The 25,551-nt window shown below is 42.9% G+C and carries 22 protein-coding genes and 1 pseudogene; 6 read left to right on the plus strand and 17 right to left on the minus strand.

Annotation, left to right across the window (positions count from 1 at the left end):
* Window positions 1–709 precede the first annotated feature (709 nt).
* The 14 genes from AB5062_RS14255 to AB5062_RS14320 all read right to left on the minus strand — a co-directional run bounded on the left by AB5062_RS14255 (window position 710) and on the right by AB5062_RS14320 (window position 15,426).
* Window positions 710–4,144: a bifunctional proline dehydrogenase/L-glutamate gamma-semialdehyde dehydrogenase gene (locus tag AB5062_RS14255; RefSeq protein WP_032952406.1), complete on the minus strand. Its 3,435-nt coding sequence runs from the start codon at window positions 4,142–4,144 to the stop codon at window positions 710–712.
* Between the two features lie 256 nt (window positions 4,145–4,400).
* Window positions 4,401–5,006: a hypothetical protein gene (locus AB5062_RS14260; protein WP_008669498.1), complete on the minus strand. Its 606-nt coding sequence runs from the start codon at window positions 5,004–5,006 to the stop codon at window positions 4,401–4,403.
* Window positions 5,007–5,407: 401 nt separating this feature from the next.
* Entirely contained in the window at window positions 5,408–5,821 is a 414-nt protein-coding gene (locus AB5062_RS14265) for a secondary thiamine-phosphate synthase enzyme YjbQ (RefSeq protein ID WP_005839323.1), read from the minus strand.
* Between the two features lie 8 nt (window positions 5,822–5,829).
* Window positions 5,830–7,032, minus strand: coding sequence for a hypothetical protein (locus AB5062_RS14270; protein WP_005839325.1), 1,203 nt, complete (start codon window positions 7,030–7,032; stop codon window positions 5,830–5,832).
* The gene (locus AB5062_RS14275) at window positions 7,029–7,673 is read right to left on the minus strand and encodes an ATP-binding cassette domain-containing protein (protein ID WP_005851731.1); all 645 of its coding nucleotides are present in this window, start codon (window positions 7,671–7,673) and stop codon (window positions 7,029–7,031) included. The genes AB5062_RS14270 and AB5062_RS14275 overlap by 4 nt, the downstream gene beginning before the upstream one ends.
* On the minus strand, window positions 7,670–9,202 hold the full coding sequence (locus AB5062_RS14280) for a DUF4836 family protein (RefSeq protein WP_016270504.1): 1,533 nt from the start codon (window positions 9,200–9,202) through the stop codon (window positions 7,670–7,672). Before AB5062_RS14280 ends, AB5062_RS14275 begins: the two co-directional genes overlap by 4 nt.
* A gap of 4 nt (window positions 9,203–9,206) precedes the next feature.
* A complete protein-coding gene (locus AB5062_RS14285; protein ID WP_005839331.1) occupies window positions 9,207–9,908 on the minus strand; it encodes a 16S rRNA (uracil(1498)-N(3))-methyltransferase in 702 nt (233 codons plus the stop codon).
* A gap of 28 nt (window positions 9,909–9,936) precedes the next feature.
* On the minus strand, window positions 9,937–10,503 hold the full coding sequence (locus AB5062_RS14290) for a bifunctional nuclease family protein (protein WP_005839333.1): 567 nt from the start codon (window positions 10,501–10,503) through the stop codon (window positions 9,937–9,939).
* A 58-nt stretch (window positions 10,504–10,561) separates the two neighbouring features.
* Window positions 10,562–11,839, minus strand: coding sequence for an MFS transporter (locus AB5062_RS14295; RefSeq protein ID WP_012055782.1), 1,278 nt, complete (start codon window positions 11,837–11,839; stop codon window positions 10,562–10,564).
* Window positions 11,840–12,040: 201 nt separating this feature from the next.
* Window positions 12,041–12,655, minus strand: a complete 615-nt coding sequence (locus tag AB5062_RS14300) for a DUF5024 domain-containing protein (protein ID WP_005839337.1) — start codon at window positions 12,653–12,655, stop codon at window positions 12,041–12,043.
* Between the two features lie 21 nt (window positions 12,656–12,676).
* Window positions 12,677–13,243, minus strand: a complete 567-nt coding sequence (locus tag AB5062_RS14305) for a hypothetical protein (protein ID WP_008669490.1) — start codon at window positions 13,241–13,243, stop codon at window positions 12,677–12,679.
* A complete protein-coding gene (locus AB5062_RS14310; protein ID WP_049764385.1) occupies window positions 13,234–13,704 on the minus strand; it encodes an RNA polymerase sigma factor in 471 nt (156 codons plus the stop codon). Before AB5062_RS14310 ends, AB5062_RS14305 begins: the two co-directional genes overlap by 10 nt.
* Window positions 13,705–13,890: 186 nt before the next feature.
* Window positions 13,891–15,024: an aldose epimerase family protein gene (locus AB5062_RS14315; protein ID WP_032952432.1), complete on the minus strand. Its 1,134-nt coding sequence runs from the start codon at window positions 15,022–15,024 to the stop codon at window positions 13,891–13,893.
* 153 nt (window positions 15,025–15,177) lie between these two features.
* On the minus strand, window positions 15,178–15,426 hold the full coding sequence (locus AB5062_RS14320; protein WP_169757486.1) for a hypothetical protein: 249 nt from the start codon (window positions 15,424–15,426) through the stop codon (window positions 15,178–15,180).
* Between the two features lie 231 nt (window positions 15,427–15,657).
* On the opposite strand from AB5062_RS14320, the pseudogene AB5062_RS14325 reads away from it, so the two are divergent.
* From AB5062_RS14325 to AB5062_RS14335, 3 genes and pseudogenes are all read left to right on the plus strand, one after another.
* Window positions 15,658–16,202, plus strand: a pseudogene (locus AB5062_RS14325) (RNA polymerase sigma factor).
* On the plus strand, window positions 16,199–17,437 hold the full coding sequence (locus AB5062_RS14330; RefSeq protein WP_032952409.1) for an autotransporter outer membrane beta-barrel domain-containing protein: 1,239 nt from the start codon (window positions 16,199–16,201) through the stop codon (window positions 17,435–17,437). The pseudogene AB5062_RS14325 and the gene AB5062_RS14330 overlap by 4 nt, the downstream one beginning before the upstream one ends.
* A 55-nt stretch (window positions 17,438–17,492) precedes the next feature.
* Window positions 17,493–18,281, plus strand: coding sequence for a bifunctional 2-polyprenyl-6-hydroxyphenol methylase/3-demethylubiquinol 3-O-methyltransferase UbiG (locus tag AB5062_RS14335; protein WP_032952411.1), 789 nt, complete (start codon window positions 17,493–17,495; stop codon window positions 18,279–18,281).
* Window positions 18,282–18,933: 652 nt separating this feature from the next.
* On the opposite strand, the gene AB5062_RS14340 is transcribed toward AB5062_RS14335, so the two are convergent.
* Genes AB5062_RS14340 through AB5062_RS14350 form a run of 3 tightly spaced genes read right to left on the minus strand, consistent with a single transcriptional unit; the run spans window position 18,934 to window position 21,318 of the window.
* Window positions 18,934–20,118: a class I SAM-dependent rRNA methyltransferase gene (locus AB5062_RS14340; RefSeq protein ID WP_032952412.1), complete on the minus strand. Its 1,185-nt coding sequence runs from the start codon at window positions 20,116–20,118 to the stop codon at window positions 18,934–18,936.
* The gene (locus AB5062_RS14345; protein WP_005851745.1) at window positions 20,108–20,758 is read right to left on the minus strand and encodes a 3'-5' exonuclease; all 651 of its coding nucleotides are present in this window, start codon (window positions 20,756–20,758) and stop codon (window positions 20,108–20,110) included. The genes AB5062_RS14340 and AB5062_RS14345 overlap by 11 nt, the downstream gene beginning before the upstream one ends.
* Window positions 20,755–21,318 carry a DUF5063 domain-containing protein gene (locus AB5062_RS14350; protein WP_005839356.1) on the minus strand — a complete coding sequence of 188 codons (564 nt, stop codon included), beginning with the start codon at window positions 21,316–21,318 and terminating at the stop codon, window positions 20,755–20,757. Before AB5062_RS14350 ends, AB5062_RS14345 begins: the two co-directional genes overlap by 4 nt.
* A 104-nt stretch (window positions 21,319–21,422) precedes the next feature.
* On the opposite strand from AB5062_RS14350, the gene AB5062_RS14355 reads away from it, so the two are divergent.
* The 3 genes from AB5062_RS14355 (at window position 21,423) to trxB (ending at window position 25,536) form a co-directional block, all read left to right on the plus strand.
* Window positions 21,423–23,888: a DNA translocase FtsK gene (locus AB5062_RS14355; protein ID WP_005839358.1), complete on the plus strand. Its 2,466-nt coding sequence runs from the start codon at window positions 21,423–21,425 to the stop codon at window positions 23,886–23,888.
* Between the two features lie 16 nt (window positions 23,889–23,904).
* Window positions 23,905–24,519: a LolA-like putative outer membrane lipoprotein chaperone gene (locus AB5062_RS14360; RefSeq protein WP_005839359.1), complete on the plus strand. Its 615-nt coding sequence runs from the start codon at window positions 23,905–23,907 to the stop codon at window positions 24,517–24,519.
* Between the two features lie 69 nt (window positions 24,520–24,588).
* The gene (gene trxB / locus AB5062_RS14365) at window positions 24,589–25,536 is read left to right on the plus strand and encodes a thioredoxin-disulfide reductase (protein ID WP_005839361.1); all 948 of its coding nucleotides are present in this window, start codon (window positions 24,589–24,591) and stop codon (window positions 25,534–25,536) included.
* The last annotated feature ends 15 nt before the right edge of the window (window positions 25,537–25,551 follow it).

Below are 25,551 nucleotides of genomic sequence, written 5' to 3' on the forward strand. Positions count from 1 at the left end.
AACTCCAAGATATGCGCATCGGGCAAATAGGGACATATATATCTTTGTGAATCAGGATGAAATGTTCTGATACACAATTCCGAAAATCCAATAAAGCCCCTTACTTTAAAATAATTAAAGCAAGATTGCGAAAACGGCAAAAAAGGAGGTCTATTTTCTTTCATTAGTCTTTGCAATAGATTTATGTTACTCATGTCAAAAACATGAACTTATCATAAACAAGCGTGTGTCCGAAAGGTTTATCAAAAGTTCCATTTCTTCCGCCACAATATAAAAAAGTAGTCCGGCACAGATATTCATCCATATGCCGGACTGCTTTTACACCATATTATCCTTCTTACTTATTTCTAAGTTTTTTACACAAATCTGCTTTATCCGACAAACAAGGAAGATCGAAAAAATATTCATTCCGCCAAGTAACAGGACAAATTATTGTACCATTTTATTTCTATGCCAAAATCCTATAACAAAGCTTTTTAATGCATTGTTAAAAAATATGAGTTATAAAAAATTGTCGGAATACTAGAATATCTTCTAAAACTTATAGACTATCAGGTCCAACAAGTTTTAAAATAATTACGTATTGATTTAAAAATTTATCTGCCTTTACTCTTGCCCTTATTGATGAAATAATAAAGCACTCCATAAAAATATAAAGACACTGAAAAGAATTATCGGACGGAATGTTTCCGCCCGATAATATAAACAGTTATTCTACCGGCAGCACCTCCAGAATACTACCATAACGATGATATTCAAATGAAATACTTTGCTCCTTGATGTAATGAATCAATTCCACACGTCCGTCTTTCACCGGTTTAGCTGTAGCAATATACTTATCAATACGTGCAGCTTCCTCGTACATTTCCATCGGAATATCAGCCCCACAAGTGCGGATACGTTCATAATTCTTCATTGATTTCAGGAATCCGGCCAACGCTTCTTCTTTTAAAGGACATCCCAAAGAAGCCAATGCAGCGGTACGGTCATCACCAGGTTCAAAACTAATACTCAATGGAGTATGACAAATTCTGGCAGCCAAAGCAATCATCTTTGCATCTTCATTGTTATCTCCCGGGAAAAGACGCAAAACCATATTCTTTAAAGGCAGATAGCGGAATGCATTTTGCTCGCCATACAGATTATTGACATCACGAGCATGCGCAAATTCCTGCTCGTATGCCTTCACATAACTTTGTGTATAGTCGGTGGTACTGCCTGGCTTATCTGCAATATTTACAAAACAAGCACAATAGTTAGGACCACCCGCCTTCACACCTCCACCAAAAGCCGACAATTTCATTCCACCGAACGGCTGACGATTTACAATGGCCCCCGTTATACCACGATTGATGTAAAGGTTACCTGCCATAATTGAATCTTTCCACAATTTCTGTTCGCCTTCATCCAGACTCTGTAAGCCCGAAGTCAAACCATATTCCAAACTGTTTACCAAATCAATGCCTTGCTGCAAATTCTCAATGCAAACCACGCTCAGCATCGGACCGAACAATTCCGTTCTGAATGAATAGTTGCCGGGACGTACCCCCCACTTCACTGTAGGAGCCAATACATATTTATGCTTATCAAGAAAACGAGGTGGAACCAGCCAAGACTCCCCTTTTTCCAGTTCCAGAGCTTTCAATAATTTATCATTCTTATTGGTAATCATCGGACCTACCACATTCCCAGGATTCCATACACTACCCACCTTCATACTAGTTGCGGCATCTTTCAACTTATCTTGAAAGTTCTTGTCCTCATAGACCGAGCGTTCTACCAGCAATAAAGAACATGCGGAACATTTTTGACCGGCATTGCCAAAAGCAGAAGCCACAATATTCATAATAGCATGGTCACGGTCACCGGAAGCTGTCAAGATAATTGCATTCTTACCACCGGTTTCTGCCGACAATGGAGTAGCCGGATTACTGCGTGCAATATTTTGGGCAGTGTCTGTCCCTCCTGTCAGAATAATATGTTTGACAGCCGGAGCAGTAGTCAATACCTTTAATGCCTCACGGTCTGTAATGATAACCTGCAAAGCCTCTTTAGGCACACCTGCATCCCAAAATGCCTTGGCAAACAACCATGCCACAGGAGCGGCAACAGTAGCCGGTTTCAGAATCACAGTATTTCCTCCTGCCAGTCCTGCCACAATACCACCAATAGGTATGGCACACGGAAAGTTCCACGGAGAAATAACCAAAATAGTCCCTTTAGGAGCAATATCCACATCCGGCAATTCCGCAAACTGCTTCATGCTAGTGGTATAAAAACGAGCATAATCGATCCCCTCCGATACCTCCACATCGCCTTCCACCACTGTCTTCCCTGTCACAGCACACATACAACCTATCAAATCACCACGCATCTCACCCAGTCTGTTGGCAGCTTCATACATTATTTTATGCCGTTCCTGCAATGTGGTCTTTCTCCATCCGGCAGGATCTTTTTCGGCTATTTCCAAAATTTTCATCACCTGTCCGGCATCAGCTTGTGACATTTCACATACACAAACTTCATCATCCTGACAACGGTCCATATATTTATGACGCTTCTCACAAACCACCGTTTCAGCTCCTATCTGCAAAGGAATGATTTCAGGTGAATCCGCCGGTGACTTCTTCCACTTCGCAAAAATATTCCGAACCCACTCCTGGTTCTGAGCCAAATCAAAATCAGTATCAGGTTCATTCTTCATTACATCAGCTGGTGGAACGGGAGTATAACGATGCAAGCGGTTTTGTGTACGGGTAGGAATATGCGTAATAACATCTTTCATCTTATAAGCTTCCTCAAACTGGTTCTGCAAGAAACGCCAAGTATCCGTACCCGGCTTCAAATTGAACGAATGGGTCAGAAAGTTGTCCGGAGCCGTATTTTCATCCATACGACGGACCAAGTAAGATACTGCATTCAGGAAATGCTCATCTTTTACCACCGGTGCATATAAAATCACATGATTTCCCAATTGGGATTGGGCACGCCATACATGATCAGCCATACCTTCCAACATCTCAAAAGTCATGTACTCCGCGCTTCCCAGCTTCCGACTCAACAGATAGGCGTATGCAATAGTGAACAAATTATGAGAAGCGACCCCCACATGCAAGGCTTTTGCATTCTCCGGTAACAAAGCCCGTTCCAGAATATGCAAATAATTGGCATCGACTTCTGTTTTCGATGTCCTCACTGGATTAGGCCAGCCACGAAGAGAAGAGATAACCGTTTCCATTTCCAGATTACAACCTTTTACCAACCGCATTTTCAATGGCGCACCGCCATCAGCCATACGCGCTTTGGCAAAGTCCAACAATTCAGTCTGAAATTCATACGCATCGGGCAGATAAGCCTGTACAACAATACCTGCCGAATAGTTTTTAAATTCCGGTCTGCTCAACACTTCTTTAAACAAGCGCAATGTAAAGTGAGCATCTTTATACTCCTCCATATCCAAATTGACAAACTTGGAACGTTTTACACCATTCTCATCTACGTAAGGAAAGTCAATCGCTTTCTGATATAGCGCACACATACGTTTCACCAGTTCCGGAAAACTTTCTTCATAATTCAGCGCATGGGTCTGTGCGTAGATACCCGATATTTTCACGGAGATATAATTGATATCGGGAGCCTCCAAAGCTTCTAAATAATGGAAATAACGATGGTCTGCTTCTCCGTTTCCTAATACGACCTCACCCAGCAAATTTACATTCTGACCAATCTTTTGCTTAAAACGGGCAGCCAGATGGGCTGTTAATTTAGGACGCGCCTCATCCAGAATCACTTTAGAAGTATCCATACGAAGGCGCTTCTTTATGATTGGTATGGCAATAAAATCAAAATGGTGGCCAAAAGCCTGGTACATTTTAAAAAGGAAAGCATCACGCTTATTCAAGAACTCAGGTACACCATAACGGTCTATCAGCTTCTTGATACGTTCTGCCAATTTCTTACGATCACGAATTTGAGAAGATTCGTCCAGCATCTTCACCAGGAACTTTTTGTCCTGTGGCCGTTGTACCATAACGGCATATTTATGCTGTTCTTTACGTTCCTCACTAGTGATGGTTTGTTCACACGTGTTATAAAGCTTCAGTACCCATTCTTGTACTTCAGCGATAGTCGGTCTGTTGTCCATAGTAAACTCATGTTAATGTGTAAGAATTAAGGATAAAAAAATCATAGGTAAACAACCAAAGACATGAGCATCGTAGGACTGAACATAACGGCACGATACCGGTGCAAGGTCTGGAGAGCCTGCTGCGAAAACCGGTCAAATATAAGTTCTCTGCCCATAACGTAAATTCCTTATAAAATGTTACTGTTCATGCGCAAATATACACTAATTCTTTTATTATCAAAGGAAAAAGTGAAAAATTATAATCCGAAACATATTAAATTTCCAATTTAAAGAAAGTAGGCTGATTGGAAGCCCTACTATAGCCTTCCAACAAATAGAAATCCGTACAGGCCACATGAATGGTAAATAAATAATTGATGGTATGCGGATGGTATCCTTTGGGAGGAGCGATACAATATAATCTACCTATCGTTTCCTGTGCCCAAGAATAAGACTTTTCCTTAAAATCGGCTACAAAAGCTGCCTTTCTGAAACGATCTGAGATTTCACGCAAATAAAACTCACCTATATGACAGGCATTGCTCCGATTAGACTCATGGTTGGCAAACAGCCAAAAATCATCCTGCAAACGAATACCTACCAAAGATCCTATATTGGAATGAATGCTATATAGAACAGATTCTCCGCTGTACAAACCATCCCGACATATAAACGCCACCTTCTCCAAGCAATAAAATATATCATAGGAAAGGCCTTCATGCTCATCTTTCCAGTGAAACAGACCATTCTGTATCTGAAGTGCATACACCGGAACCGTCCATTGCCCGCAATCCAACAGGCACAACACATCGCAGCCTCTTATCAATTTATGATAATCAGCCACACATTTATCCTGCGAATTCCAAACAATAATTTTCATCACTCAGGCTAGTTTTATCCGTTCATTTTTATGGTACAGACATAAAAAAGAGACGTGGGACCTGCTTAATATTTTATCTGCCTTAGAGGTATCCCCATACCAGCTGCACAAATAATAACAACAGTGTCCCACGTCTTTATGAATATACTAATCCTGTTAAGGAGTATAAACACAAGACGTGAGCGCTTGTTGTATTACACTTGTGCAGCTTTGAAAATTGGGGATTTTCTAAGACAAGGTAATATTTTAAACGCTCTTAATTATATATGTTCCTTCTTGTTTTCAAATGAATTTTCATCTGTTTTCAAGAATTGGTACAAAGTTAAAAAAAGAGTTCTGATTAAAGTGGAATTAATCTATTTTTTTAAATAAATAATAACCCGGATGAACATCTGAAAAAGTTATTCCCCCATTACAGTAGCTACAATTTTACGACCACCTCCATGGTTGCGGAACTCACAAAGGTAAATTCCCTGCCAAATACCCATATTCAACCGACCTTCTGTAATAGGAATAGTGAGGCTGACGCCTATAATTGTTGCTTTTGCATGAGCAGGCATGTCATCCCAACCTTCTAAAGTATGTTCGTAATAAGGCTCACGTTCCTTTATCAAATGATTAAAAATAGATTCCATATCCGTACGGACATCCGGATCGGCATTTTCATTGATACTTAATGCCGCACTAGTATGTTTGATGAACAAATAAAGCAAACCTGTTTGGGGAAGTGGCGGCAAATTGCGTACCACTTCATCAGTAATCAGGTGAAATCCCCTGGTACGGGGACGAAGCGTAAATTCTGTCTGAGATACCATAACTATTATCAACCTTTATGCATCCATATAGATGCCACTTTACGACGTACCGCTACTATATTAAATAAGGATACACCCACAAAAAGCAAAACACCTATAACCAAGGCCGGTCCTAAATTTCCTTCTTCCAATTGTGGGAATAACTTTCCTATCATATCCATATAGTTACTCCGCACATAAATCACAATTCCCACTGATAAAAACAGCACCACAGCATTGAGTGCCAATGTCAGCATTTGATAAGGGAGCGCCACCTTAGCCGGACTGTAACCTATCAATAACAGATTCTCTAACTTGGATGTATTCTTTTGCAGTAACAAATAAATACTGAGCATCAAAATATAGAAAGAGAGCACACTGATAAGCAAACCTACAGAAAGCACAATTCCTATAATCACTTTCAAGAACCAGGTAGTCTTTCCCGCATCCAACTTGTCATCTTCCGTATCATATCCCTTGTCTTTAAAGAATCTGGCAATACGGTCGTCCGTAGGATTGTTCACTTCAACAATCAGTCGTGACGGTTCGCTTTTCTGCCCCGGGGCAAACTCATTGTTGGCCCACGTCATAAATGTTTCCGGAACAAGAATCGTATTCAGACGATTAGAGAAACCAACTATTTTTCCTTTAAAGTTTTCCGTACGCCCCACACCGGTAATACGTATATCCAAATTAACCATACCCATCACCCCTTCCGACAATTGCGGCAGGCTCCGGCTTTGTGCAAAACCGAAGTTATACAGATTCAGATAATTACGGGGGATGATAATAGGAACGACCCGTTCATATTCATCAAACTCCCATTTATCCAGGTTCACATCCACATACTCATCGGGAACAGACTCAAAGAACATGGCTGTAGACATGTGCAATCCCACGTTCTCCATCCCCATGCCTGCCGACACTTTAAATTGGGAAGGGATAAAAGCCCCTACCCCTTTGGTAAACGGCTGTTCGCTGATTTCAGCAATGTCTTGTTCGGAAAAAGTCTTGCTTTTACCGACAAAAGAACCCAATGTGCTCACTTTCTTGCTTACTATCACATAGTCTTTCTTCATGAAACTGTCACCTTCTGTAAAAACCGGCAACACATCTTTATAAAACTGAACACTCAGCAACACAATGACCATACCGCACAGATTGGCAAAGAAAAAACCCGCCAATTGTGAAAAGCTGATATGCTGACGTAATAATTTCCAGACCAACCTCATAGCTTCAACGTTTTTGTGTAGTTCAACTCCAAATGCTTGCCGATAGAGGTCACAATGATACCTGCCCCCTGTCTATCCGCTTCCTCCACCAATATCCGGGACATAATCCGTCCATTCTCCTCATCCAGATGGCTGATAGGTTCATCCAGAAAAATAAAATCAAAAGGTTGGCAAAGGGCGCGGACCAACGCAACACGCTGCTGTTGTCCGAAAGACATTTTAGCTATTGGCGTATCCCATTTATCGGCAATGCCGAACTGTTCAAACCAAGCCTTGATTTCTTTCTTAGATTTAAATCCGGTCAGCGAATTCTTCAACTGCACATTCTCCCACGCTGTCAGTTCTGTAAACAAACGTAATTCCTGAAACAACATACTGATGGAACATTTCCGAATCTCCACCCAGTCGCGCACCGAAAGCGTACGAATATTTTTCCCGTCAAAACAGATGATACCTTGATAGTCGTTACGGTATCCGTATACGTAGCTGCAAAGCGATGATTTTCCTGTACCGGACGCTGCCTCCACCAAATAAGCTTCTCCACGCTTCAGAGTCAACGACTGATGCCAGACATCAGATATAATAGAATCCCTCCCTGCAAAAACGGCAGGGAGGGTCTGTTGTAATTCTATAGTGTTCATAAATTCTCCAATCCACGTACAATCAACTGTAGCACGTTGACCTCTTTATCTTTCATAACAATATTCATTTGGGCGCTTTTCCAATCGGGAGCCATCACATCCATATAGTCGCAAGGTCCCAGGATGGCATTGAACATGGCGGCATCGCTGCCCAGCATACGGGTTAACCGGGGATTCTCCTGAACATCCTTCACCAGCTGCGCCGCATTGAACGCCATAAAGAAACGGTTCTTTGTCACCTGTCCGGCCCAAGGAGTATTCTGCAAAGAAACTCCGTAACGGCGGCCTGCCTCATCTGCCAGTCTTTCATTGTTCGAGATATAAAGCAGATTGTCCTTCACACCAAACCAAATGCTTTGGCGATACATACGGAACTCGTATTGGTCTTTACCCGTAGAGTTCAACTGCATCTGCCCACCGGTCATAGCCAACAAAGGTTTCAGGTCTTCGAAGGACTGCAAAAAGTCTTTATTCGTTACATCAGCATAAATCAGCAAGTCATTATTCGACAAGGAATTATAGCCAACCGCAACATCTCCATGAATAGAAGAGAATATACCTTCAATATCTATTGGTAACATCGAATTATCCAACGCTTGCCTGATGGTAGGATTTTCGCAAAGCAAATCATAAATACCCTTTCCATTGATATTACCTCCTGCCCAAACCAACGTATTGGCAGGGAAATACTCTAAACAGGCTCCTTTAATACATGAGGAAGCAGCCGACTGTTTTTCATACATAGCAATCAAATCCTTGTTTTCAATCAAAGTCTCCACGTCCACTACAATTTTGCCTTTTTCGAAAGTGGCGGAAACCAGATATTTGATATCTTCCAGTTTCAAATCGGCAGGCATTCCCATACGCATCTGCATGGTAATATCATTAGGAATGAACGACATATTCATCACTGTAACGACTTCACCTTTTGCCGAAGCCAACTTACCAAAGTCTGTAGTCTTTACGTAGCTGTTTTCAGCATCCTGACGCATCAATGAAAGCAAACTTCCTTTCAAACTGAGGGCATCTCCTTTATTACTACCCATCAATAAGAAAGTCCCCTTATTAAAAGCGCACAGCGCCGTACCCATCTGTGTCCATGTACATCCGCTTTCACTTTTCAACTCCGTACATATCTGCTCATTCTTTAATGCCTCCAGCAAAGCTTCCACTTTACCTTCATCATCCACTTTCGCCAATAAAGCAAAAGCATTAGAATGAGGAGTGATGAACATATACACCTTATCGGTAAAAGACAAGCCCGATTCAGACGGATTTTGAATAATCTTCTCGGCAGTCTTGTAAGCTTCACCCTCCAAACCGCTTTTCAATGCGTCCGTCAGTTTGGCCACAACCTTTTCTCCTCCTTTACCGTTTATGCCGCTCTTCTCCGCCATCGTCTTGAAATCGAATGACATAACCATTGCCGCATCCTTAGGAATAGCGTTGGCATACTCACTTTCAGACGAACAAGAAGCCATAAGCAGCACTATCGCTACGAGTGCAAATCCCCAAATACCTTTTCTCATATTCTTATTTTTGGTTTAATAAATTCAGCGTATGACAGGCTACCAATGCAGCTGTTTCCGTGCGAAGACGGGACTTTCCCAAACTGACAGGCTGAAAACCCGCCGCTATAGCCTTAGCCACTTCTTCCTCGCTAAAATCTCCTTCCGGACCTATCATCACCAAAGCATCTTCTCCGGAACGCAATATATCTTTCAACAAAGGTTTTTCCCCTTCATAGCAATGGGCGATGAACTTCTGCCCTTTAAAATCCCGTGAAACAAACTTATTAAAGTCCGTCATTTCATTCAGCACCGGCATAGTCGCCTTCAACGATTGTTTCACTGCCGATACCAGAATCTTTTCAATACGTTCCTTCTTGATTACTTTCCGTTCGGAATAACGGCAGTTCAGGAAAGACAGTTCATCAAAGCCTATTTCAGTCGCTTTCTCTGTAAACCATTCAGTACGATCCATATTTTTAGTGGGAGCCATGGCAATATGCAACCAACCGTTCCACCCTTTTTCCTGCGGAATCGTTTCCGTTACCTTCACTTGGCAACGTTTACCGCTTGCAGCACTGATTACAGCTTTGTAAAAACAACCTTTCCCATCGGTCAACATAATCTCATCGCCTATGGAAAGGCGCAAAACCCGTAAACAATGTCCTGCTTCCTCTTCCGGAAGCTCAAGGTTACTCGCTATATCAGGGGTATAAAAAACATGCATAGTTCTTCTTGTTTTTTCAATTTATATATCAAGCTATTGTATTCTCCTCCTCTTGTTCCCGTCGTTTTATCTCATCACGCAAACGGGATGCCTGCTCATAATTCTCTTCTTCTATAGCCTTTGACAATGCTTCTTTCAGCATCACCACATCAACTGTATTTACATTGACAGAAAATGCCGTACTCCCAACTTCATGCAATTGCTCACTTTCCATAATCTCATCAGTAGTATAGACAGGACACCCGCAACGCATAGCCAACGCAATCGCATCGGAAGTACGTGAGTCTATTTTAAATACCTCACCTTCCTTTTCCAAAAACAGATAGGAATAATAGACTCCATCCTTTACCTTATATATCAATACTTTCTTTAAAGCAGTCCCCAACTCTTTGGTCACCGTCAGAAAAAGATCGTGCGTCAATGGTCTGGGCATCTTATAGCCCATCATTACCACCTTAATAGCCTGCGCCTCCAACGAACCGATAATAATAGGCAGCTTACGGTTGCCGTTCACTTCTTCCAACACCAACGCATATGCATCCGCCGGCTGCAATGTAGAGGACATATCATGTACCTTCAATTCTATTTCATCCATAATTTAACTTTCCTTCCACCATTCCCGTCTACATCGGAAACGGTCAAAAAATAATTTATCAAACTTGCCCGGGACGATGCTTATACTTGAATATGACAGCAAACAATACCGCAACCGCCAAGGCATATCCCGCAAAGACAAACCATGTCATGCTCCATCCCTCCATCTGCGGAGCACTGCTGTTCATATCAACAAAACGATTTACCACTGCCTGAGCTCCCAACGTTCCCACCGTAGCGCCAATACCATTTGTCATAATCACGAACAATCCCTGAGCACTGGAACGGATGGATAAATCAGTTTCATTGTTAACAAACAACGAACCAGAAATGTTGAAGAAGTCGAAAGCCACCCCATACACAATCATGGACAGTACAAACATCCAGACACCCGGCCCAGGATTCCCCAGTCCGAACAATCCGAAACGAAGTACCCATGCCAACATGGCTATCAGCATAACACGCTTGATTCCGAAATGCTTCAACACAAACGGTATTAATAAGATACACAATGTTTCCGACACCTGCGACAAAGATATCAATGCATTGGCATGATTCACTCCAAACGTATCGGCATACTCCGGAACTCCCTTGAAACTGCTGAGAAACGGATTGGCAAAACCGTTGGTTATCTGTAAAGAAACCCCCAACAACATAGAAAATATAAAGAAAATAGCCATCTTTTTCTGTTTGAACAGTGTAAACGCCCGTAATCCCATAGCATCTACCAACGATTTCTGTTCTCCACCACGACTTACAGGACACTCAGGCAAAGTAAGCGCATAAACCGCCAGTATCACTCCAAAGCAAGCACAAGAAAAAAACTGCATATAATTATTTTGGAATCCCAAGATATCCGTCAGCAACATGGAGCAGATGAAACCAATCGTTCCGAAAATACGGATGGGAGGAAAAGCGATGACAGGGTCCAGTTTTACTTTATCCAGTGCGGTATAGGCTACCGAATTTGTCAAAGCCAATGTTGGCATATAAAAAGCTACACTAAGAGAATAAAATGTAAACAAAGTACCGAAATTAACCGCTTCACCATCCACATAGCCATACCACCCGGCAGCCACCATAAACACGGCAGCCATAAAATGACAGAAACCATATAATTTTTGAGCAGGCACCCACCTGTCGGCAATAATTCCCATTATGGCAGGCATAAACAAGGAAACAATCCCCTGCATGGCGTAAAACAGACCTATCTTGGCCCCCAAGCCAATATTAAACAAATACGTCCCCATGGAAGTAAGATAAGCCCCCCATACGGCAAACTGCAAGAAGTTCATGACTATCAGTCTGAGTCTCATTCCGGTAATTTCGTTTTTCATCTTTCTTCTTTAATGTGTGTTTTTTATATTACTTGCAAAGATATAAAACAATTCGATTTTTCATGGAGATTCATCTTAAAAAACAAAGCCTTTCCGGCAGTTTCACAACTTCCGGAAAGGCAAGACAATTAAAAAGTTTTTGTAATCTAACCAAAAGAGAGTGTTTTATTATCTTGTGTTCGTGAAAAATAATGCCATCATCTATTCAGCTATGGCATAAGCATCCAGTCCTTTCAATGACTGGCGGATAGTTTCCTGCATCTTCTCCATCTCTTCCCGACTCATTTGGCGCACCTCTATACCGGAATCCCTTAGATTATTCCCTAATTCGGCCATCTGCTCATTGAACGAATCCCAATATTCCGGGTCAAGGACAACAGAACCCACTTCTTGCCCATCCTTCATCGGACTGATAATGACGGTCATGCTTACACTTCCGCTTTCTTTGACATTAAGGGTGTAAGTACGTTTCTCATTATCCGTCTTATAAATGAACGTAAAATTCGCTTTCTGCGCCTTGCCTCTTCCCTTCGGCATATCCTTGATGGCAGTTTCGGCATATTCCTCATCCTTCTCGAAAGCCTCAATCAACCTTGCACCTATATTCTCATCCTTTAACGAGAAACTTTTCACCACCTTCACCACTTTGCGGGTTTTAGGGTCACGTTTCGTTACAGAATTGATAGCCACATCATCCCGTTTTTCCAGTTCCGCCGCCATTTTATCAATATTCTTCTGGGCCATAACCTTACCTGTTCCACCCCACATCAGCAAAACAGCCGCCAATGCACTTCCTAAAATAAATCTTGTTTTCATATCTTATTTTTTTTATGTTTTTTATTCGCTTACCAATAATTCCTTTTCTTCTATCTCTTTCTCGGAACGACAAATTTCCTCCACACGCTCCTGAGCCAGTTTCTCCACCCGTTCCGCCTCTTCCAGTGTTTCAATAATACAAGGCATAATCTGTTTCACATCCGAAATTCGCTTGCCTCCCACTTCCACATAACTACCTTCGTAGCACGACCATTCACCACTTCCGCCTGCTTGGTTCTCCGAATAGAAAATCAAGCCTAACCCCAGCGCAATGACCATCATTGCCGCTATACCGGCACTCCAGACAGCTACCGGAATACGCTGATAAAAGCCTTCTTTTCCAACCACCGGTATCTTTTCCGATCTCTTCCCTCCGGCAACCTCCTCCTGACCGTCTGGCTGCGACATACCCGGTTCTCCCTGCATACCTCCCTCATACCAGGCAAACATCGGAGCATATCCCATCAGATGAGAAGGTACATCCCCTGTATGGAAGAAGCGATAAATAGCCTGCTCCTCGGCATTCGTGGTCTCCCCTTCCAGGAAACGGTTAATGTATTCTTCTATATTCCTCTTATCTAATTCCATACCTTACTGTGTATCATAAATTGTTCTTTTACTCTTTTTCTAGCTCTCGACAAATTGGTTCGTACCGCCACCGGCGTACTTCCTGTGAGACGGGCTATCTCCTCTACTTCGAAACCTTCCAGGTGCTTCATGCGGAGAATAGACTGTTGCAAGTCAGGCAAAGTACCTATTACTTCCAGTATCTCCTGCATATTCTCTTCCTCTACCAGTTTCATTTCAGGATTTTCACCTCCACCAATGCTGATGCCCTGCTCCAAATCGACTTTCTCTATCCGAGTGCCTCGCAGACGGTTGATGCACAAATGCTTGGTTATAACAATAGCCAATGCATCCACGCTGCGGTATTGGTCCAGACGGTCACGAAGAAACCAAAGTTTCAACAGTGCATCTTGCACTGCATCTTCTGCCTCGTCGGAGTTTTCCAAATAACGGATAGCCATTCTTAACAAAGCCGGCCGCATTCGTTTTGCCTCTATTTCAAATCTATTTTGTTCCATGTTCACCAGTATGACACATAGAGGTAGGGAAACGTTACATCAAAATGAAAAAAAAATTTGCTGACATGTCAATTTACCAATATACCAATAACCGTATGGGCATATATAGCACCGCTAATTGGCACATCAGCCAGTTGACGGATGCACCAATTATTCAAACTTATAAACCGTATGACTACGAAAGACCTCTCCCGGACGGAGTACAGTACTAGGAAATCCGGGCTGGTTGGGGCTATCTTGAAAATGCATCGTTTCGAAACATACCGCCGAACGGAAAGGATAAGCTATCCCCCCTTTACCTGTCATTTTTCCTTTCAGTCCATTACCGGTATAAATTTGCATTCCCGGCTCGGTGGTGAAGATCTCCATCTTACGCCCGCTTGCTGGATCATACACCCAGGCAGCCGGCCTTGTATCATCTCCTTTCGTATTCAATTCCCAAGTATGATCATATCCGTTTACCACCTTCAATTGGGGATGATCCGCATCTATACATTCTCCGATAGTATGCGGCATACGAAAATCAAGGGGAGTACCGGCCACCGGAAGATATTCTCCTGTAACACATTTCTTATCATCGTATGGAGTAAAACGATCTGCGTCTACCCAAAGTTGCTGGTCCTCCACGCTTTTCGTAAAATTTCCCGAAATATTAAAAAAAGAATGATGGGAAAGATTAAGTACCGTGGGTGCATCCGTAGTTGCCTCGTATGTCAAATCCAACGCATTATCATCCTCACCAAGACTATAGACCAACGTCACTTTCAGGTTTCCGGGGAAACCATTTTCTCCATCAGGAGAGAGATAAGACAGACGGACCCTATGTGTATCTGCCTGCTCCACTTTCCATATTCTATCGGCAAAACCGGGATTCCCTCCATGTGATATATGCCCGGACTTCCCATTGTTAGGGACCAGCTTATACTCTACTCCATCCAGCGTGAAACGCGCATTCAGAATACGTCCTATATAACGCCCCACCGTAGAACCAAAATTCTGCCGTTGCTCCATATATTCAGTAATCGTGGAAAATCCGCACACCACATCCTCCCGTTTTCCATTTCTGTCGGGGACAAGGATAGAAACCACCCGTGCCCCATAGTTTGTGATACAGACCTCCATTCCCTGCTTGTTGCTCAATGTAAATAAATCGGTATGCTGCCCATTCACTTCTGTTTGAAAATCCTTCCGCTGTAATCCAGAAGCTGTGATTTGCTTACCGGTGTGACAAGAAGAGAGCACCAGCAACAAGCCCATACAAACCAGACCCTGTTTTCCTTTCATATCATTCATTTTATAGGTTTTAAATACCACAAATGTAAATCCTCCGATGGAAAATAAGAAAAGCCGGCCTTCCCTTTTTCAAAGGATGACCAACTTTTCAACCATTTCAACCAATTTTTACCCTGTCGCTTCCTCTCTTTCAAAACCATCTTTTTACCATCCAGCGTATTGACAGGCTGATATTCCTGTCTGCCCCGCTATGATAGAAAATCCATAAACAACTGACTGATAACGCTTAAGCCCAAACAAACGACCTAGTGCTTCCACTCCACAGGCAACCTTAATCTCGCCTTGTAATCCTGCCTTCTGCAACAATCCTGCAAGCAGATTTATCTTTTCCGCTTCCGAACCATATGCAGTACGGATTATAAACAATGAAACGTTCGCCATACAATCATTCATCCCTGCTTCCACATAAGGTTTTCAGCCCTGCCCGTAAGTTGTGACCAAAGTTAAAAGAAAGCAAGCCAGTGTTGCATAAAGTTGTATTCTCATATTTTTCATCTGTTTTGTTTTAACCTAACAAATGCAGACAATTATCTTCTTTTTACATTTATTTTCAGAAAAACTTCTGTTTCCATGCAGTCTTTTACCCTCTCCTGTATCTTCATATAATAACATGACAAAAGAAGAATGAATGACACAGAACTAATAGAGGGATGTAAAGCCGGAAAGCGGGAAGCTTTGGAAACCATATACAGGCTCTTCTCCCGCCAAATGTATGGAGTGTGCTATCGCTATGTAGGCGAAGATTCGGCACTGGACGTCATGCACGATGGATTCGTCAAAGTGTTTTCCGCCATCGGCCAGCTACATGCCACCGACCTGCATGGATTCAGATCCTGGATCACCCGTATCATGGTAACCACCTCCTTGCACCATCTCCGCAAACAGAAAAACAGCTCTTTCCTTTCTGTAGATGACCTGGAAGAAAACATGCAACCTGTGGACGAAGAAGATATGATTTCAATTCCTATTGAAACCCTGATGAAATTCATAGCTGAATTACCGACAGGCTATCGCACCATACTGAACTTGGCCGTATTCGAGGAAATGCCTCATAAGGAGATTGCGAAGACATTAGGCATTAACGAACATTCATCCTCCTCACAACTGTACCGCGCAAATGTATACTTGCTCAGAAAATTAAAGAATACTTAACTCGACAATCATTATGAAACAGGAAGAAGAACCGTGGATAGACCACTTGAAACAACGGGTTAACGAATACGAAAAGCCACTCCCAGGAAATGATTGGAATCATTTTCAAACGGAATTTTTCACTCCCTATCTACATAAGAGAAGAAGGATGAAAACGATGCGTATAGCAGCCGTTTTCTTCTTGATATTCATACCTTTTGCCACTACTTTTTATTTTTTACAGACAGAAATACATAAAGCATCCTCACCTGTTGTATCCTTACCGGCATACCAGCCAAGAAGCATTACAGGCAGCCCTTCTATTATGCCTGAAAACAAACTGTTACAGGACAGGACAAAATCAAGGACAGCTTCCTTGACAAGGCCGCCAATCCAAACAAGTATCCACACCGATACGGCAAATAATATAGAAACAGAATGTATGCCCCCGGTACAAGATACAATCCGGGATACAGAATCTGTACACAAGCGCCCTTCCGGACACAAGCACTTTGCATTACCGTATAAGCGTTCCGGATATACTTTGGCACTTGCCATATCTGCCGGCAATAACGGAGCAAGTACCGGCTTCATAAACAAAACTTTTTCCCGGGGAGACATAGGGAGTTCTCATAAGGATGAAATTATGTATTGGAGTGACTTCAAAGACTATTTGCAGGAATATCCATCGGACTTTCCCGATGCACAAGCTTACGAAGCTCTACTACAAATAGCAAATGACAACACGGGACGGCCCATGACAGAATATACCCATTATAATCTCCCCGTCAGCATTGAGCTTTCGCTCCGTAAATCTATAAGCAGGCACTGGGGGGTCAGCGCGGGACTGCAATACACCTATCTGTCGTCCGAGAGTTCCATAGGAGAAGATTCCAAGTGGGTTAAACGACAAAAGCTCCACTACATAGGCTTGTCTGTGAAATTAGACCGCCGGCTTTATACCACCCGCACCTTTTCCTTTTATGCCACAGGAGGAGGCACAATAGACAAATCCGTTTCGGGTAAACTGGAACAAGATTTCATCGTTCAGAAAGAGAAAATCTATTCCAGTACAGAGAATCTGAAAATAAAACCGTTCCAATTCTCCATACACGCCGCATTGGGAATACAATATAATATAAATCCCACCCTAGGTGCTTTCATTGAGCCCGGAACAGTTTTTTATTTCAAGGACGGCAGCTTTAAAAACACCATACGTGACAAACACCCGCTCCATTTCAACCTGCAATTGGGGGTGCGCTGGAATTATTAAGGAAACTTCATGCAGTCTTTTGTCCATCCTTGTATCTATAAGATAAAAAACAACCATGCAAAAAAGACATAAAGACAGACAATGTTATTTTAACGAGCTAGCGAATACGTCCCGTAGTTTCTATATAGACTATGTGAAACAATTTATCTCCCTCAGCCCTTCCACCCACATACTGGAAATAGGTTGCGGAGAAGGAGGCAACCTGCTTCCCTTTGCCGAACTAGGCTGCAAGGTAACAGGAATAGACCGTGCAGCCAGTCGCATACACCAGGCAGAAACCTTCTTCGCCGCCTCCGGCTACAAAGGAGAATTCACCACAACGGATTTCTTCAACTTTTCCTCAGCTTCCCGTTACCAGCTCATCCTGATACACGATGTTATTGAACACATCAGTAACAAAGAAGAATTCTTCCGTTGCCTCTCTCCTCTTCTAGCTAAGGGAGGCATCATATTCTGGGGATTCCCGTCTTGGCAAATGCCATTTGGCGGACATCAGCAAATTTGCCACAACCGGTTCGTCTCCTCTCTCCCTTTCATTCATTTATGTCCCGGTATACTCTATCGGTTTCTGCTCAAATGTTTCCATGAAACACCATCATGTATTGAAGAATTATCAGACATCAAACGCTGCCGCATGACCATAGACACCTTTGAACAACTTGCTGAAAAGTATGGATACGAAATAACCGACAGACAATTATGGTTCATCAATCCACACTACCAACAAAAGTTCCATCTGCGGCCACGAAAGTTATATCCTGTACTGGCACAGTTAAAATATATCAGAAACTACTTCAGCACCTCCTGTTTCTATATAACGCGCCACCGTGAGCTTCATGATTGAGGCAACCCATTTATACTACTTTCATGTTTATACCAACACTATAATTACCAAGATGTTATAACCCGCCATCTAAGCATTTTCTTCTGTTACATTAAGCTTTTTCTTCCAGCCACCTAATACAGACTCCGGCAGTGGACTGTACAGACGATTGGAATAGACTATACAGTCTACTATAGGCGACTGTACAGTCCACTGCCGGAGTCTGTACTACATAACCGTACAAATCCCCTTAATCATCAGCCCGAAAAGACTTAGGAGAGCGTATATAAAGCTTTAAACCCAGGCAGAACAAACTATGCCGACAGCATTGAAGAAGAACCAACAGAGGGCTGTCACCCCAAAAGAGAAAATGTAAGAAGTGGAAGAAAAAACAGAGCAAATCTTTTTTTCAGGAAGAAGAAGCCTAAAAAAACGGCCTATATCATATATAAAAAAAGAAGGGTATCTATCCCAGACACCCAATCTTCATTAACCTTAAATCTAATACCATGAAAAACACAGTGCAAAGATAAGTAGTTTTATGTTATCAAACATAATAACACTACAATTATTTGCTTTCAATTAACATCATTTAAATTTTAAAGGCGCTTTTACAGTTTCAAATTCTGTAAAAACGCCTTTGTACTATATATGATTATACAAACCAATCAAATTATTCCACATACAACACCAGCCCTTTCAAATACTCTCCTTCAGGATGGTAAATATTTACGGGGTGATCTCCCGGCTGGGTCAATTGATGCAGAATACGCACACTACGTCCGCTTTGTGCGGCAGCTGTAAATACCGCATTACGGAAATTCACCTTATCCACCACCTGCGAACAAGAGAAAGTAAACAGAATGCCTCCCGGTTTGATTTTCTCAAATGCTTTAGCGTTCAATTTCGTATAGCCGCGCAATGCATTGCGGAGAGCATCCTTGTGTTTGGCAAATGCAGGAGGGTCAAGAATTATCAAATCATATTGATCCCCCATACGATCCAGGTATTTAAAAGCATCCTCAGCATACGCCTTATGACGGGTATCACCCGGAAAATTTAATTCCACGTTCATATTGGTAAGATCAATAGCTTTTGCCGAACTGTCTACCGAATGTACCAGATTCGCGCCTCCACGCATGGCATAGAAAGAGAAGCCTCCTGTATAGCAGAACATATTCAATACATTACGCCCTTTGGCATAACGCTCCAACAAATGGCGGTTCTCACGCTGATCCACAAAAAAGCCTGTTTTCTGACCTTTCAGCCAATCCACATGGAATTTCAAGCCGTATTCCATCGCTATGTTTTCGGAGCTTCCCCCCTTGATAAAACCATTCTCCGGTCCCAAATCCGCCTTGAAAGGCAATGTGGTTTCTGATTTATAATAAATGTTCCGGACTACATCCCCCATCACCTCGGACAAGGCATCGGCTATCTCCATACGGTAAACATGCATTCCGGCCGAATGTGCCTGCATCACAGCTGTATGATCATATACATCAATAATCAAGCCCGGCAAGTTGTCTCCTTCGCCATGAACCAGACGGTAAGTATTGTTTGCAGGATTACCGGCCAAACCCAAACTGCGGCGCAAATCGTATGCCACTTCCAGTTTATACTTCCAAAATTCATGATCAATCTCACCTTCCTTGAAAGAGAGCACGCGCACGGCAATACTTCCTATCTGGAAATGCCCGCAAGCTATAAACTCTTTCTTCGAAGTGTACACATCCACTATCTCGCCTTCTTCGGGTTCTCCCTCAATGCGCTGGATAGCTCCGGAGAATACCCACGGATGAAAACGCTTTAACGACTCTTCCTTACCCGGTTTCAGGTATACTTTCTTATAAGCCATTTGTATTTACTGTTGTTTCTATTGGTTCTTCCTCTGTTATCTCATAACCGCCCGTACGTTCCAATTCCGTCAGGCAATTGTAAATTTCCACACAAGCCCACGCATCCGTGGCTGCATATAGTTTCTGTCCCTCGCTGAGCACCTCCGCCTCCCAATTGGAAAGACGCTGGCTTTTTGAAATCTTCTGGCCAAACAAATTGGCGAAGATTTTTTGCAGACTCCGGTCAGCTATGCCGAATCGTCCTACATAGTCCTGTAACTCTATCCAGTTTCCCCGGTCGGGATGCACATCCTCACGTTTCCGCAACGAGTTAAAATCGTCTTTCAGAGACAAACCTATCTTCAAGGTATCGCTCATCAAAAACTCTTGCAGAGAATCGGGCATACCTATCCGGTTCAGGCGAAACAAGAAACAGGTATCTTGCGTAGATATTTGCAACAAAGCTACCTTATGGGTAGTACCGCGTTTAAAAGAAGGGCGTGTTTCCGTATCCACTCCCACTATGCGTTGATCTTTCAAATAGGCTACCGCTTTTTCGGCCTCACTCTCGGTATAAATCACGAAGATGCGTCCCGGAAAAAGCACCTTGGGCATTGCTGCTATCTCGGCTTTAGTAATCGTTTTCTTTATTTGTTTCATAATAATGAATTCTCATCTTCCATTTCTTCCTCCTCGCCATCATCGGCAGGGCTGTACTTCACATCATGCAAAGCACGCATAGTGTTTACCAGCCGTTGTCCCCAAAACTCTCTGAAATGTTCCTTGCAGACCACTAAAGAATCGTTCATCGTTTCATTCAGGCCCAGTTGGAACACACTGATAAAGTCCTTCAAATCCTGATAGATATCTGCCAAATCCTCTGAAATACATTTTTTGATGGGCGTGTCACTGTACACCATATCCGGCAAGAACACTTCCAGATAATCATCCTTGGCTCCTAACACACCGGCTATAGCCCTACGTATCAGTTCATAATCTTCTTCGGTAACGAAGGTTTCGGGTTCGTCCTCTCCTATCGGCTCACACGGAGGCAACAAAGTCGCTTTCAAATAAAGCAACGGAAGTATTTTTAAGGCGGTATCTACAAAGTCATAGCGTTTCATATCACGGGCACGTTCCAGAAAGCCACAAAATTCGGCGGCTACCGTTACAAACTCTACTGTATTTTTGTCAAATATCACCTGACTGTACTTTTCCATAAACATTAAAATTGAATCGCAAAGTTAAGAAAAAAGAGATTAAATAAGGCAATAATTAATGTTTTTCATGTACATTTGCGAAATAATAAATAGAACGAAGACCTATGGCAAAGAAAAAATCAGATAAGGAGACAGAGCCTAAAAAGGTATCTACCAAACGATTCTCCGCTTTTTTAAAGAACGAAACCACACATTTTGTAATCGGATTGATCAGTGTAATTTTTGCAGTTTATCTGTTACTGGCATTTACCTCTTTCTTCTTTACGGGGGCCGCCGACCAAAGTATTTTGGATAATCAGCAGCCGGGTGAACTGATGCAAACCGCCAATCATGTAAAAAATTACGCCGGAGCACGCGGTGCACAACTTGCCGAATTCCTTATAAACGAATGTTTCGGCTTAGCTGCTTATTTTATCATTTTATTCCTGGCCGTAGTGGGTATGAAATTAATGAAAGCTTACCAGTTCCGTATCTGGAAATGGTTTATGTCCTGTTCTATCCTGCTCATCTGGTTCTCTATCACATTGGGATTTATTTTTGACGGCACCTTTGGGGATAGTTTTATCTATCCGGGGGGATTGCACGGACATAATGTAAGCAATTGGCTGATTTCACAAATTGGGATTCCAGGTTTGGGATTATTGCTGTTCATAGCGGCACTATTGTTCTTTATCTATTTAAGTAACGAAACCATACTGGTTATCCGTAAAGCACTGCGTCCCAGCTTCAGACGAAAGAAAAAAGAGGATCAAACAATTTCTGCAACTGAAGAAAATCCGATTAAAGAAGCTCCCCGGAAGGAAGAATCCAGGAAAGAATTCTCTAATCCCGGTCCTGCTATCGTAGATTTCGAATTAGAACAACCGACAAAGAAAGAAGAGGAAGTGGAAGAACAAGTGCCCTTCCCTTTTGAGAGCAAGCAGGTTACCGAACCGGCAGTGATAGAAGAACCTGCCTACACAAACGAAGAAGAGGAAGTTGAAAATACAGATGAACCTGATTTTTCAATCAGTGAAGAAACAAATGAAGAAGACGAGGCGTACAAAGGTCCCGTACTTCCACCATACAACCCTCGTCTGGATTTGGAAAACTACAAATTCCCTAGTCTGGATTTGCTAAATGAATATGAAGATGATGGTCCTAATATTGACATGGAAGAGCAAAACGCCAACAAAGACCGCATCATCAAGGTTTTACGTAGCTTCGGTATTGAAATCAGTTCCATCAAGGCAAGTGTAGGTCCTACCATCACATTATACGAAATTACTCCGGCAGAGGGGGTACGTATCTCTAAAATCAGGAACTTGGAGGATGATATCGCATTAAGTTTGTCGGCACTGGGTATCCGCATCATTGCTCCGATACCGGGCAAAGGCACTATCGGTATTGAGGTTCCGAATGCCAATCCGCGCATTGTACCGATGAAATCCATCCTGAACAGCAAAAAGTTCCAAGAAACCACCTATGAGCTGCCTGTGGCATTAGGCAAGACCATTACGAACGAAGTCTTTATGGTGGACTTGGCAAAAGCCCCCCACATGTTGGTAGCCGGCGCTACCGGACAGGGTAAGTCCGTAGGATTGAATGCCATCGTGACCTCTTTATTATATAAGAAGCATCCGGCAGAACTTAAGTTTGTAATTGTAGACCCCAAGAAGGTGGAGTTCGCTATCTATGCTCCGATTGAGAAGCATTTTCTGGCCAAGCTGCCGGATGGAGAAGACGCGATTATCACCGATGTTACCAAAGTGGTACAAACCTTGAACTCACTATGTATAGAGATGGACAGCCGATACGACTTGCTGCGTAAAGCCGGTTGCCGTAATATTAAGGAATATAACGCGAAATTCATCAACCGGCAGTTGAATCCGGAAAAAGGACACCGCTTCATGCCTTACATAGTGATTATCATTGATGAGTTCGGTGACCTGATTATGACTGCGGGTAAGGAAGTGGAATTACCTATCTGCCGTATCGCCCAGTTGGCACGTGCAGTAGGCATACATGCCATTATCGCGACCCAGCGTCCGACAACGAACATTATTACCGGTACTATCAAAGCTAACTTCCCGGCACGTGTTGCCTTCCGTGTAGCTGCCATGATGGACTCACGTACTATTCTGGACCGTTCGGGAGCACAACAGCTGATTGGTAAGGGAGATATGCTTTACTTGCAAGGTAATGATCCGGTACGTGTGCAATGTGCATTCGTGGATACTCCTGAAGTGGAAAAAATAGCCAATTACATCAGTAAACAACAAGGATACACCACCGCATTCATGTTGCCCGAATATGTAGGCGAAGAGAGTGAAAGCAGCGTTGGCGAAGTAGACATGAACCGGTTAGACCCTATGTTTGAAGATGCAGCCAGACTGGTCGTGATTCACCAGCAAGGCTCTACCTCATTAATCCAACGCAAGTTCTCTATCGGCTATAACCGTGCGGGGCGTATCATGGACCAACTGGAAAAAGCTGGAATTGTTGGCCCCACTCAAGGAAGCAAGGCGCGTGACGTACTCTGCATGGATGAAACAGACCTGGAAATGAAATTGAACAATCTGCAACAATAAGTTGTTTAATAATGTTATGATAAAAATGAAAAGAACATATTTACTGGTATTAATCCTTTTCCTTTCAGTCAGCCTATCCGCACAAAAGGACAAACAGGCACGGGAGATATTGGACAAAACCGCCAATGCCCTGCAACAGGCCGGAGGCATCCGTGCCACCTTTGGAGGGACAGGAAATGGAACCTTATTGCTAAAAGGCAACCGGTTCTATCTGAACAGTGGCGGAATACAAAGCTGGTTTGACGGAACAACGCAATGGAGTTATCTGGAAAGCAGCGAAGAAGTGAATGTGAGCAATCCTACCCCGGAAGAGTTGCAAACCATCAACCCTTATGCACTGTTATCCATTTACAAAAGCGGATATAATTATAAGTATACAGGGATCAAAAGCCGTAACGGCAAACAGGGGTTTGAAGTGATACTGACTCCGGAGAATAAACAGGATATCACATCCATCACCTTGTTCGTTTCCCAAACATATCAGCCTTTATATATAAAGGTAGAACAAAGTAATAAATCGGCAAATGAGATTATCGTCACTTCTTACCAAACCAACCAGCCGCTGGACAATGCGACATTCAAGTTTGATAAAAAGAAATTCCCAAATGCCGAAGTGATAGACTTACGATAACAAGCAGAATTCAAGATAGAGAGATAATATAATATTCATCAAATTAAATTAAGTAAAGAAATAAGTATTATGAGTACAGAAAAAGTTAAATGCCTTATCATCGGCTCAGGTCCTGCCGGCTACACCGCCGCCATTTATACAGGACGTGCCAACATCGCCCCGGTCTTATATGAAGGTCTACAGCCCGGAGGCCAGTTGACCATCACTACCGAGGTGGAAAATTTCCCCGGATATCCCGAAGGTATCAGCGGTACCCAACTGATGGAGGACTTGCGCAAACAAGCAGAACGCTTCGGCGCGGATATCCGCAATGGCATTGCAACCTCCGCCGACCTAAGCAAACGTCCTTACCGTATCACCATTGATGACGAAAAAGTGATTGAGGCAGAAACTGTAATTATATCCACAGGTGCCACCGCCAAATATCTAGGCTTGGAAGACGAACAGAAATATGCCGGAATGGGTGTAAGCGCCTGCGCCACCTGCGACGGTTTCTTCTATCGCAAGAAAACCGTAGCTGTAGTAGGTGGCGGTGACACTGCTTGCGAGGAGGCTGTCTATCTGGCAGGACTGGCCAAACAGGTTTACCTGATTGTACGCAAACCGTTCTTACGCGCATCCAAGATTATGCAGGCACGTGTTATGAACCATCCTAACATCAAGGTACTGTTCGAACACAACGCTGTCGGCTTATACGGAGAGAATGGCGTAGAAGGTGTTCATTTGGTAAAGCGTCAGGGTGAATGCAACGAAGAACGTTATGACTTGCCTATTGACGGATTCTTTCTGGCTATCGGCCATAAACCCAATTCAGACATTTTCAAGGATTATTTGGACACAGACGAAGTAGGCTACATTATAACAGAAGCAGGTACTCCGCGTACGAAGGTTCCCGGTGTGTTCGCTGCCGGTGATGTGGCCGACCCGCATTATCGTCAGGCTATCACTGCTGCCGGAAGTGGCTGCAAGGCTGCCATAGAAGCAGAAAGATACCTATCTGCCAACGACTTATTATAATAAAAACAAACTAAC

Source organism: Phocaeicola sp. RTP21359st1_B8_RTP21360_211022, from assembly GCF_040911965.1.
GTDB classification, from domain to species: Bacteria; Bacteroidota; Bacteroidia; order Bacteroidales; family Bacteroidaceae; genus Phocaeicola; species Phocaeicola vulgatus.

Coding starts and splice junctions, on each gene's coding strand:
- AB5062_RS14255 (WP_032952406.1), bottom strand. CDS start 4,144: ATGGACAACAGACCGACTATCGCTGAAGTACAAGAATGGGTACTGAAG.
- AB5062_RS14260 (WP_008669498.1), bottom strand. CDS start 5,006: ATGAAAATTATTGTTTGGAATTCGCAGGATAAATGTGTGGCTGATTAT.
- AB5062_RS14265 (WP_005839323.1), bottom strand. CDS start 5,821: ATGGTATCTCAGACAGAATTTACGCTTCGTCCCCGTACCAGGGGATTT.
- AB5062_RS14270 (WP_005839325.1), bottom strand. CDS start 7,032: ATGAGGTTGGTCTGGAAATTATTACGTCAGCATATCAGCTTTTCACAA.
- AB5062_RS14275 (WP_005851731.1), bottom strand. CDS start 7,673: ATGAACACTATAGAATTACAACAGACCCTCCCTGCCGTTTTTGCAGGG.
- AB5062_RS14280 (WP_016270504.1), bottom strand. CDS start 9,202: ATGAGAAAAGGTATTTGGGGATTTGCACTCGTAGCGATAGTGCTGCTT.
- AB5062_RS14285 (WP_005839331.1), bottom strand. CDS start 9,908: ATGCATGTTTTTTATACCCCTGATATAGCGAGTAACCTTGAGCTTCCG.
- AB5062_RS14290 (WP_005839333.1), bottom strand. CDS start 10,503: ATGGATGAAATAGAATTGAAGGTACATGATATGTCCTCTACATTGCAG.
- AB5062_RS14295 (WP_012055782.1), bottom strand. CDS start 11,839: ATGAAAAACGAAATTACCGGAATGAGACTCAGACTGATAGTCATGAAC.
- AB5062_RS14300 (WP_005839337.1), bottom strand. CDS start 12,655: ATGAAAACAAGATTTATTTTAGGAAGTGCATTGGCGGCTGTTTTGCTG.
- AB5062_RS14305 (WP_008669490.1), bottom strand. CDS start 13,243: ATGGAATTAGATAAGAGGAATATAGAAGAATACATTAACCGTTTCCTG.
- AB5062_RS14310 (WP_049764385.1), bottom strand. CDS start 13,704: ATGCGGCCGGCTTTGTTAAGAATGGCTATCCGTTATTTGGAAAACTCC.
- AB5062_RS14315 (WP_032952432.1), bottom strand. CDS start 15,024: ATGAAAGGAAAACAGGGTCTGGTTTGTATGGGCTTGTTGCTGGTGCTC.
- AB5062_RS14320 (WP_169757486.1), bottom strand. CDS start 15,426: ATGAATGATTGTATGGCGAACGTTTCATTGTTTATAATCCGTACTGCA.
- AB5062_RS14330 (WP_032952409.1), top strand. CDS start 16,199: ATGAAACAGGAAGAAGAACCGTGGATAGACCACTTGAAACAACGGGTT.
- AB5062_RS14335 (WP_032952411.1), top strand. CDS start 17,493: ATGCAAAAAAGACATAAAGACAGACAATGTTATTTTAACGAGCTAGCG.
- AB5062_RS14340 (WP_032952412.1), bottom strand. CDS start 20,118: ATGGCTTATAAGAAAGTATACCTGAAACCGGGTAAGGAAGAGTCGTTA.
- AB5062_RS14345 (WP_005851745.1), bottom strand. CDS start 20,758: ATGAAACAAATAAAGAAAACGATTACTAAAGCCGAGATAGCAGCAATG.
- AB5062_RS14350 (WP_005839356.1), bottom strand. CDS start 21,318: ATGGAAAAGTACAGTCAGGTGATATTTGACAAAAATACAGTAGAGTTT.
- AB5062_RS14355 (WP_005839358.1), top strand. CDS start 21,423: ATGGCAAAGAAAAAATCAGATAAGGAGACAGAGCCTAAAAAGGTATCT.
- AB5062_RS14360 (WP_005839359.1), top strand. CDS start 23,905: ATGATAAAAATGAAAAGAACATATTTACTGGTATTAATCCTTTTCCTT.
- trxB (WP_005839361.1), top strand. CDS start 24,589: ATGAGTACAGAAAAAGTTAAATGCCTTATCATCGGCTCAGGTCCTGCC.